This is a genomic window from Streptomyces sp. AV19, from assembly GCF_015999245.1.
Taxonomy (GTDB): domain Bacteria; phylum Actinomycetota; class Actinomycetes; order Streptomycetales; family Streptomycetaceae; genus Streptomyces.
In genome coordinates this window covers 648,108-656,735 of the sequence record NZ_JAEAMR010000010.1, presented here as the reverse complement: position 1 = coordinate 656,735, position 8,628 = coordinate 648,108, and the positions used below count along the sequence as shown (strand labels likewise).

Below are 8,628 nucleotides of genomic sequence, written 5' to 3'. Positions count from 1 at the left end.
ACACGGAAGAGGTCACTGGTTCAATCCCAGTATCGTCCACTCGGGATCCACACGGGTCCTGCCCGCGCGATTAGCTCAGCGGGAGAGCGCTTCCCTGACACGGAAGAGGTCACTGGTTCAATCCCAGTATCGCGCACACGTTCGGCCGAGGGGCCGGGGCTTCGGCTCCGGCCCCTCGGCCGTTTTCCCACGGTCCACGAGATACGCGGCCCACGAGATGTACGACGGGCCGGGCACCTCCCCAGGTGCCCGGCCCGTCATGCCGTCCGCCGCACCCCCGTCCCCACGGGGTTGTTGACCGGCTCGTCCCCGACCCGGGCCGCTCTCCCGGGTCCGGGGCGCTCAGCGCCCCAGCATTCCGGCCACGGACGACGCTTGCGTGACGACGGTGTCCCAACCGCCGAAGACGACGGCCAGCACGGCCGCCACGGGCAGCACCATGGCCAGGGCGACCAGGGGGTGCCGGGTGCCGGAGGGGCGGTCGCCGAAGACGTCGGTGGCGCGGTGGCTCCGTGCCCGGACCGTCCCTCGTCCCGCCTGCTCCATCACTCTTCTCCCACCCGTCCCGGCCGCCCGGCCGGTGCTGCGAAGTCGGCGGCGGCGGGCCCCGACCTCGGGGGACGAGTGATGGGCCCGCCGCACGGCCTCAACGGTAGGCGGCGGGGCGGTCCCGGGGCGTCATGCCCGCGTACCCCTTGCGGCGCCTTCCCGAGGAGGAGGCCGGAGGGGGCGGGTACTCCTCTGGGTGGAGAAGGGCGCGCCGGGACCCCGGGTCTTCCCCGAGGGGACGTCCCAGGGTGACTTCGATCACTTCCGCCGCGCTCCCGTGCGCCGTCCCCGCGCTCCCCCGGCGGTGTCCGCCGGACGCCGCGTCAGGTGTCCGGGGCCGGAGCCCGGGGTTCAAGATCGCCCCGGGGCGACGGTCCGTCGCACCGTCAATCCCCCTGCGGAACGGGCCCCTTGGGGACGAGGCGGGCGCCCGGCCCGGCGGCGGCGCGGACGCGGTGCGGCCCGAGCGGGGCCGCGTCCGCCGCCCGCAATCGTCTCGCCGACGCATGCGCGGCCTCGCAGCGCCGCCGCCCGTCTATCCGTAAGCTGTGGCTCGTCAGCAGGACCGGCAGCGGGGATGAAGATGACGATGATGCGGCTCCGGCGCGAGGACCCGCGTGTCGTCGGCTCGTTCCGGCTCCACCGCCGGCTGGGCGCCGGCGGCATGGGCGTGGTGTACCTGGGCTCGGACAAGCGCGGCCAGCGGGTGGCGCTGAAGGTGATCCGGCCGGACCTCGCCGAGGACGAGGAGTTCCGCTCGCGGTTCGCCCGCGAGGTGTCGGCGGCCCGGCGCATCCGCGGCGGCTGCACGGCCCGGCTGGTGGCCGCGGATCTGGACGCGGAGCGGCCGTGGTTCGCGACGCAGTACGTACCGGGGCCCTCGCTGCACGACAAGGTGACCGAGGAGGGTCCCCTGTCGGCGGCTCAGACCGCGTCCATCGGCGCGGCGTTGGCCGAGGGGCTGCTGGCGGTGCACGACGCGGGGGTGGTCCACCGCGACCTCAAGCCGTCGAACATCCTGCTCTCCCCCAAGGGTCCGCGGATCATCGACTTCGGCATCGCCTGGGCGACCGGGGCGAGCACCCTGACGCACGTCGGCACGGCCGTCGGCTCGCCGGGTTTCCTGGCGCCGGAGCAGGTGCGGGGCGCGGCCGTGACGCCCGCGACGGACGTCTTCGCGCTGGGCGCCACCCTCGCCTACGCCTCGACCGCGGACTCCCCCTTCGGGCAGGGCAGTTCGGAGGTCATGCTCTACCGCGTGGTGCACGAGGAGCCGCAGCTGATGGGCGTTCCGGACGCCCTCGCCCCGCTGATCCTGGCGTGCCTGGCCAAGGACCCGGAGGAGCGGCCCAGCACGCTCCAGCTGTCGCTGCGGCTCAAGGAGATCGCGGCGCGCGAGGCGCACGGGACGGACGGGCCCCGCCGGGTGCCGCCGCGCCGGGAGCCGGAGCGGCCGTCGGGCCGCCGGCCCGCGGAGTACGCGCAGCAGTCCACCGAGCCCCGGCCGTCCGCCGGGGTCGCCCCCACGGCCCGTCAGCCCGCGCCGCCGCGCCCCGTGGGGCCCAAGCGCCGCCCGGGGCAGAAGAAGCCCGTGCGGCCGGGCACCCGTCCCGGGCAGGGCACGGGCGCGCGGCGCCCGGACCCGCGGCTGCTGCGCCAGCGGCTGATCGTCTTCGTCGTGGTGACGCTGCTGGTCGCGCTGGGCATCGCAGCGGCGCAGGGCTGCGACGGGCCCAAGAAGTCCGAGGGGCTGGAGCGGCCCTGCGCGACCGCCCCTCAGTCCTGCGCGCGTCCCGCCGCCACCGCGTAGAACGCGACGGCGGCCGCCGCGCCGACGTTGAGCGAGTCCACGCCGTGGGCCATGGGGATCCGCACCCATTCGTCCGCCGCCCGCAGGGCCTTGGCGGACAGTCCGGTGCCCTCCGCGCCGAGCATCAGGGCGACCCGGTCCATGCGGTGCGGGGCGGCCTCCTCCAGGGGGACGGCCTTCTCGTCCGGGGTCAGGGCCAGCACCCGGAAGCCCGCCGACCGGAGCGTCTCCAGGTCCTGCGGCCAGCTCTCCAGGCGGGCGTAGGGGACGGAGAAGACGGCGCCCATGGAGACTTTGACCGACCGCCGGTAGAGGGGGTCGGCGCAGTCCGGGGAGAGCAGGACGGCGTCCATGCCCAGGGCGGCGGCGCTGCGGAAGATGGCGCCGATGTTGGTGTGGTCGTTCACGGCCTCCATGACGGCGATGCGGCGCGCGGTGCGCAGCAGGCCGGCGGCGTCCGGCAGCGGGGAGCGCCGCATGGAGGCGAGGGCGCCGCGGTGCACGTGATAGCCCGTCACACGCTCGGCGAGGTCGGGGCTCACGACGTAGACGGGCGCGTCGGACGCGTCGATGACGTCGCGCATGACGTCCGCCCACTTGGGGGTGAGCAGCATCGAGCGCATCCCGTAGCCGGCCTGCAGGGCCCGGCGGACGACCTTCTCGCCCTCGGCGATGAACAGCCCCTCGGCCGGCTCGCGGCGGCGGCGCAGCTCGACGTCGGTCAGGCCGGTGTAGTCGGTCAGCCGGGGGTCGTCGGGGTCGTCGATGGTGATGATCTCAGCTAGGGGGGCCATGGGGTGAACTGCCTTGCTCTGGTGGGATGCGGGAGTCGGCGGCGCTCTTGCGGGATGTGGGAATCAGTGGCCGATGGCCACGACGTCGCCGATGACGATGACGGCGGGCGGGCGTATGCCTTCGGCCAGCACCCGCTCCCCCACCGTGGCCAGCGTCGCGTCGACGCGGCGCTGGGCGGCGGTGGTGCCTTCCTGGATCACCGCGACCGGGGTGCCTGCGGACCGCCCGTGGCGGACGAGGGTCTCGGCGATGGCACCGATCTTCTCCACCGACATGAGGAGGACGAGGGTGCCGCGGAGCTTGGCGACGGCCTCCCAGTCGACCAGGGAGCGCGGGTCGTCGGGGGCGACGTGGCCGCTGAGGACGGTGAACTCGTGGGCCACGCCGCGGTGGGTGACGGGGATTCCGGCGGCGCCCGGGACGCTGATGGAGCTGGAGATGCCGGGGACGACCGTGACGGGGATGCCGTGCTCGGCCAGCGCCTCGGCCTCCTCCTTGCCGCGGCCGAAGACGAACGGGTCGCCGCCCTTGAGGCGGACGACGGCCTTGCCGGCCTTGGCGTGCTCGATCAGCGCCGCGTTGATCGCCTCCTGGGCCATGAAGCGGCCATAGGGGATCTTCGCCGCGTCGATGACCTCGACGTGCGGCGGGAGTTCGTCGAGCAGGTCGCGCGGGCCGAGCCGGTCGGCGATGACCACGTCGGCCTCGGCGAGCAGCCGGCGGCCGCGCACGGTGATCAGGTCGGGGTCGCCGGGGCCGCCGCCGACGAGGGCGACGCTGCCGGGGCGCACGGCGCGTTCGCGGTGGTGCGGGGCGGCGATCGTGCCGTCGCGCAGGCCCTCGACGACGGCGTCGCGCACGGCGGCGGAGCGGCGCGGGTCCTGGCCGGTGAGCACGGCGACGGTCACGCCCTCGCTGCGGCCGGTGGCCGGGGTCCAGGCGGTCGCGGCCTCGGCGTCGTCGCTGCGGACCGCCCAGACGCGGCGGGCCTCGGCCTCGGCGGAGGCGGTGCGGTTGGCTTCGGGGTCGTCTGTGGTGATCAGGGCGTACCAGGCGCCGTCCAGGTCGCCCTCGCGGTAGCGGCGGCGCTCCCAGCGCAGTTCGCCGGCCTCGGCCATGGCCTCCACGGAGGGGGTGGCGGACGGCGAGACGAGGACGACGTCGGCGCCGGTCGCTATCAGTGCCGGGAGGCGGCGCTGGGCGACCTGGCCGCCGCCGAGGACGACGACGCGGCGGCCGGCGAGCCGCAGTCCGACGGGGTAGGCGGCGAGGGCGGGGGGCTGCTCGGCCATGGGGGTGCGGCTCTCCTCGTGCGGGGGGCGTGTGGGTGCGGGGTTCTGCTGCTGGGTCTGTGGCCGCTGCGGCGGTGGAGCGGCTGGTCAGGGGGTGGTTCGCCCCCGGGAACACCTTACGGGGGCGGGGTGGTGGGGTGGAGTGCCCCCGGCCCGCCCTTTCACCGTTTCTTCCGGGGCTCCGCCCCTCGGCCCGGCACCGCGCTCCGCGCGGTGGTGCGGGGGCTTCGCCCCCCTGCGCCCCCGCAACGCGGCTGCGCCGCGTTCGTCCTCAAACGCCGGACGGGCTGGATTCGGGGCTGCGGCCAAGGGCCTGGACCGCGCTCCGCGCGGTTGTCCTCAAGCCGGACGGGCTGGATTGCGGCTCCGCCGCTCGTCCTCGAACGCCGGACGGGCTGATATCAGCCTGTCCGGCGTTCGAGGACGAGCGCCCGGAGGGCGGTTCGGGTCCCCGGGGGGCGCAGCCCCCGAGGAAACGGTGAAAGGGCGGGGTGGGGAAAGAAAACCCCCGCCCCGCCACCGGACGTCAGCCCTTCTCCGCCACGCCCGCGCTGTCGAACGTCGCCACCTCGTGCATCGCCCGCGCCGCGCTCTGCACCACCGGCAGGGCCAGCAGGGCGCCCGTGCCCTCGCCCAGGCGCAGGTCGAGGTCCACCAGCGGGCGCAGGCCCAGCTTGGTGAGGGCCGCGACGTGGCCGGGCTCGGCGCTGCGGTGGCCGGCGATGCAGGCCGCCAGGGCCTCGGGGGCGATGGCGCGGGCCACGAGGGCGGCCGCGCCGGCGCTGACGCCGTCCAGGATCACCGGGGTGCGCAGCGAGGCGCCGCCCAGGATCAGGCCGACGAGCGCGGCGTGTTCGAGACCGCCGACCGCGGCGAGCACGCCGATCGGGTCCTCGGGGTCGGGGCGGTGCAGTTCCAGCGCCCGGCGGACCACGTCGACCTTGCGGGCGTGCATCTCGTCGTTGATGCCGGTGCCGCGCCCGGTGACCTCGGCCGGGTCCGCGCCGGTGTAGACGGAGACGAGGGCGGCCGACACCGTGGTGTTGGCGATGCCCATCTCGCCCGTCAGCAGCGCCTTGTTGCCGGCGGTGATCAGGTCGCGCGCGGTCTCGATGCCCACCTCGACGGCGCGCAGCGCCTCCTCGCGGGTCATCGCCGGGCCGGTGGTGAAGTCGGCCGTGCCCGGGCGGACCTTCCGCGGCAGCAGACCGGGCCGGCTCGGCAGGTCGCCGGCCACGCCCACGTCCACGACGCAGACCTCGGCACCGACCTGGTTGGCGAACGCGTTGCACACCGCGCCGCCGCCCAGGAAGTTGGCGACCATCTGCGAGGTGACCTCCTGGGGCCACGCGGTGACGCCCTGGGCGTGCACGCCGTGGTCCCCCGCGAAGATCGCGACGGCGGCCGGCTCCGGGATCGGCGGCGGGCACTTGCGCGACAGGCCGCACAGCTGGGCGGAGATGATCTCCAGCATGCCGAGCGCGCCCGACGGCTTCGTCATCCGCTTCTGCCGCTCCCACGCCTCGCCGAGCGCCTTGGCGTCCAGCGGGCGGATGCCACGCAGGGTCTCGGCGAGCAGGTCGTGCGGGTCCTCGCCGGGCAGCGCGCGGCGGCCGTACGTCTCCTCGTGGACCACCCAGGACAGCGGACGGCGCTTGGACCAGCCGGCCTGCATCAGCTCGGGCTCGTCCGGGAACTCGTCCACGTACCCGACGCACAGATAGGCGACGACCTCCAGGTGCTCGGGGAGGCCGAGTTCGCGCACCATCTCGCGCTCGTCGAAGAAGCTGACCCAGCCGACGCCGAGGCCCTCGGCGCGGGCGGCGAGCCACAGGTTCTCGACGGCGAGGGCCGACGAGTAGGGGGCCATCTGCGGCTGGGTGTGCCGGCCCAGGGTGTGCCGGCCGCCCCGCGTGGGGTCGGCGGTGACGACGATGTTGACGGGTGTGTCGAGGATGGCCTCGATCTTCATTTCCTTGAACTGCTTCGCCCGTGCCTTCGGCAGCGAGTCGGCGTACGCGACGCGCTGACGGGTGGCCAGTTCGTGCATCGTCTGCCGGGTCTCGGCGGAGCGGATGACGACGAAGTCCCAGGGCTGGGAGTGCCCGACGCTGGGCGCCGTGTGCGCGGCCTCCAGGACGCGCAGCAGGACGTCGTGCGGGATGGGGTCGGGGCGGAAGCCGTTGCGGATGTCGCGGCGTTCGCGCATGACCCGGTGCACGGCCTCCCGCTCGGCGGCCGCGTAGCCGTCGGCGGGCGGGCCCAGGGGGAGGACGGGCTCGGCCGGCGCCTCGGCGGCGGGCCCGTCCGGCTCGGCCTCCGCGGCCGGGGGCTCGTCCCCGACGAGGGCCAGGTGCGGGGCCGCCTCGGCTGCGGGCTCCGCGACGGCCTCGGGGGCCTCCGGCGCCGGCTCCGCGGCGGCGGGCCGCTCGGGCACGCTCCCGGCGGCGGGGGCCGGCTCGGCCTGCTGTTCCGCCTGCTGTTCCGTCTCGGCGGGAGCGGGAACAGGAGCGGCGGCCGGGGCCTGCGGCTCCGGCTGGACGGCGGCGGGCGCCGGCACGTCGGACACCTGCGCGTCCGCAACGGGCGCGGCTTCCGCCACGGCGGCCACGGGGACCTGCTGCGGCGCGGGTTCGGCGACGGGGGCCGGGGCCGGCTCGGCCGCCACGACGGGCTGCGGCTCAACAGGGGCCTCGGGTGCGGCCGTCGGCGCCTCGGGGACCTGGGCCTGCGGCTCGGGAGCACGGACGGCCTCCGGGCCGGGAGCGGGCACCGCATCGGCCACGGGGGCCTCGACGGCGACAGCGGGGGCCTCGGTTGCCTGGACCTCGGCGGGCGCCGCGGCGACAGCGGCAGGCGCGGCCTCGGCGGGGACCGGCGCGGCCGGCTCCGCCGGGGTCCCGGCGGGCACGACGGCGTCGACGACCGGCGCGGCGTCCGCGACCACAGGAGCGGGCGCGGGCAACTCGGCGGGCGCGGACGGCTGCGCCTCCACGGCCACGACCACGGGCTCCGGCTGCGCGCCCGGTGCCGGAGCGACGGGCTCGGCGACGAGGGCCTCCGCCGCGGCGGGAGCGACCGGCTCGGCGACGGCGGGCTCCGCGACGACCGGCTCGGCCACGACCGGAGCAACGGCTTCCGGAGTAGCGGCCTCCGGAGCAACGGGAGCGGCGGGCTCGGCGATGACGGCAGCGGCGGCCTCCGGCGCGACCGGAACGGCCGCTTCGGGGGCGGCCACAGGAGCAGCGGCCACAGGAGCGACAGGAGCAGCGGGCTCGGGCGCGGCCGGGGCAACCGGCTCCGCAGCCACCGGAGCGACCGGAGCCGTAGGAGCCTGCGTCTCCTCGGGCGCGGGCGTACGCGCCGGCGGCACCGTCTCCGGCGCGGGCTCCGGCTGGACGTGGTCCGCGGGGGTGAGCTGCGCCGGCACGGCCGGAACCGGCTCGGCGGGGGCCGGGGCGGCCGCGGGGGCCACGCCCGACGGGCCGTCAGCCGCGCCGTCGGTCACGGCCGGAGCCGGGGCCGCGCCCGTGCTCTGCGGCGGGACGAACGCGACGACGGGCTCCGCGGCGGGGCCCTCCGCCGGCACCGCGGGCGTCTCCGGCTGGGCGTCCCATATGCCCGGCTGCGCCACCGGCCCGTCCGGGCGCGGGAGCTCCTCGGCGCGCGGCGCGTCCAGGTACTCGGGTCCGGGGGCGGCCGTCGGCGGCTGCGGGACCGGGGAACCCACCGGCTGCTGCGGCGCGGCCGGGCCGCGGTCGGCCAGCGAGCGCACGAGGCCGTTGGAGGACGGGTCGGGCGGGCCCATGTGCAGGGGCCGACGGGGCGCGGCGGGCGCCGGCGGCGCGGTGCGGACCTCCTCGAAGACGGCCGCGCCGGTGTCCCGGCCGCCGGTCTCGTGGGTGCCGCCCTGGGCGGCGGGCTGCTCCATCCAGGCGCCCTGGGCGCCCGGCATCAGCAGCAGGTCGTCCTCGTCGGTGCCGTCCCCGTCGGCGAGGAAGGCGTAGGTGGAGGGTCCCGTCGTCGGCGCCTGGGGCGCCGGCGGGACGGTGGGAACTGTCGGGACTCCGGTGTCGGCAGGAGCCGCGGCGTCCGCGGTGAGCGGGTGCCCGGGTGTCGCGCCTGCGTTCTCCGGCTGTCCCTCACCCGGGAACCGGCCGGTGTCGGTCATGCGTACCCCTC

The 8,628-nt window shown here is 76.6% G+C and carries 5 protein-coding genes and 1 tRNA gene; 2 read left to right on the top strand and 4 right to left on the bottom strand.

The window, feature by feature from the left end; all coding sequences use genetic code 11:
• Positions 1-64 precede the first annotated feature (64 nt).
• Positions 65-136: transfer RNA gene (locus I5Q34_RS21445), tRNA-Val, on the top strand.
• 206 nt (positions 137-342) lie between these two features.
• On the opposite strand, the gene I5Q34_RS21440 is transcribed toward I5Q34_RS21445, so the two are convergent.
• Complete coding sequence (locus I5Q34_RS21440; protein WP_199893925.1) at positions 343-546, bottom strand: hypothetical protein; 204 nt, start codon at positions 544-546, stop codon at positions 343-345.
• 586 nt (positions 547-1,132) lie between these two features.
• Between I5Q34_RS21440 and I5Q34_RS21435 the strand changes: the two genes are divergently transcribed.
• Positions 1,133-2,359 carry a serine/threonine-protein kinase gene (locus I5Q34_RS21435; RefSeq protein WP_199894305.1) on the top strand — a complete coding sequence of 409 codons (1,227 nt, stop codon included), beginning with the start codon at positions 1,133-1,135 and terminating at the stop codon, positions 2,357-2,359.
• On the opposite strand, the gene I5Q34_RS21430 is transcribed toward I5Q34_RS21435, so the two are convergent.
• The 3 genes from I5Q34_RS21430 to cobT all read right to left on the bottom strand — a co-directional run bounded on the left by I5Q34_RS21430 (position 2,326) and on the right by cobT (position 8,617).
• Positions 2,326-3,153: an RNA methyltransferase gene (locus I5Q34_RS21430; RefSeq protein WP_199893924.1), complete on the bottom strand. Its 828-nt coding sequence runs from the start codon at positions 3,151-3,153 to the stop codon at positions 2,326-2,328. The genes I5Q34_RS21435 and I5Q34_RS21430 overlap by 34 nt on opposite strands.
• Positions 3,154-3,216: 63 nt before the next feature.
• Positions 3,217-4,446 (bottom strand): uroporphyrinogen-III C-methyltransferase, encoded by a 1,230-nt coding sequence (gene cobA, locus I5Q34_RS21425; protein ID WP_199893923.1) that lies wholly within the window; start codon positions 4,444-4,446, stop codon positions 3,217-3,219.
• A gap of 526 nt (positions 4,447-4,972) precedes the next feature.
• A complete protein-coding gene (gene cobT, locus I5Q34_RS21420) occupies positions 4,973-8,617 on the bottom strand; it encodes a nicotinate-nucleotide--dimethylbenzimidazole phosphoribosyltransferase (protein WP_199893922.1) in 3,645 nt (1,214 codons plus the stop codon).
• Positions 8,618-8,628: the final 11 nt, after the last annotated feature.

What these genes read in the sequence shown, in the direction of transcription:
- cobT (WP_199893922.1), bottom strand. Translation starts at nt 8,617, where the DNA reads ATGACCGACACCGGCCGGTTCCCGGGTGAGGGACAGCCGGAGAACGCA.
- I5Q34_RS21440 (WP_199893925.1), bottom strand. Translation starts at nt 546, where the DNA reads ATGGAGCAGGCGGGACGAGGGACGGTCCGGGCACGGAGCCACCGCGCC.
- I5Q34_RS21430 (WP_199893924.1), bottom strand. Translation starts at nt 3,153, where the DNA reads ATGGCCCCCCTAGCTGAGATCATCACCATCGACGACCCCGACGACCCC.
- cobA (WP_199893923.1), bottom strand. Translation starts at nt 4,446, where the DNA reads ATGGCCGAGCAGCCCCCCGCCCTCGCCGCCTACCCCGTCGGACTGCGG.
- I5Q34_RS21435 (WP_199894305.1), top strand. Translation starts at nt 1,133, where the DNA reads ATGACGATGATGCGGCTCCGGCGCGAGGACCCGCGTGTCGTCGGCTCG.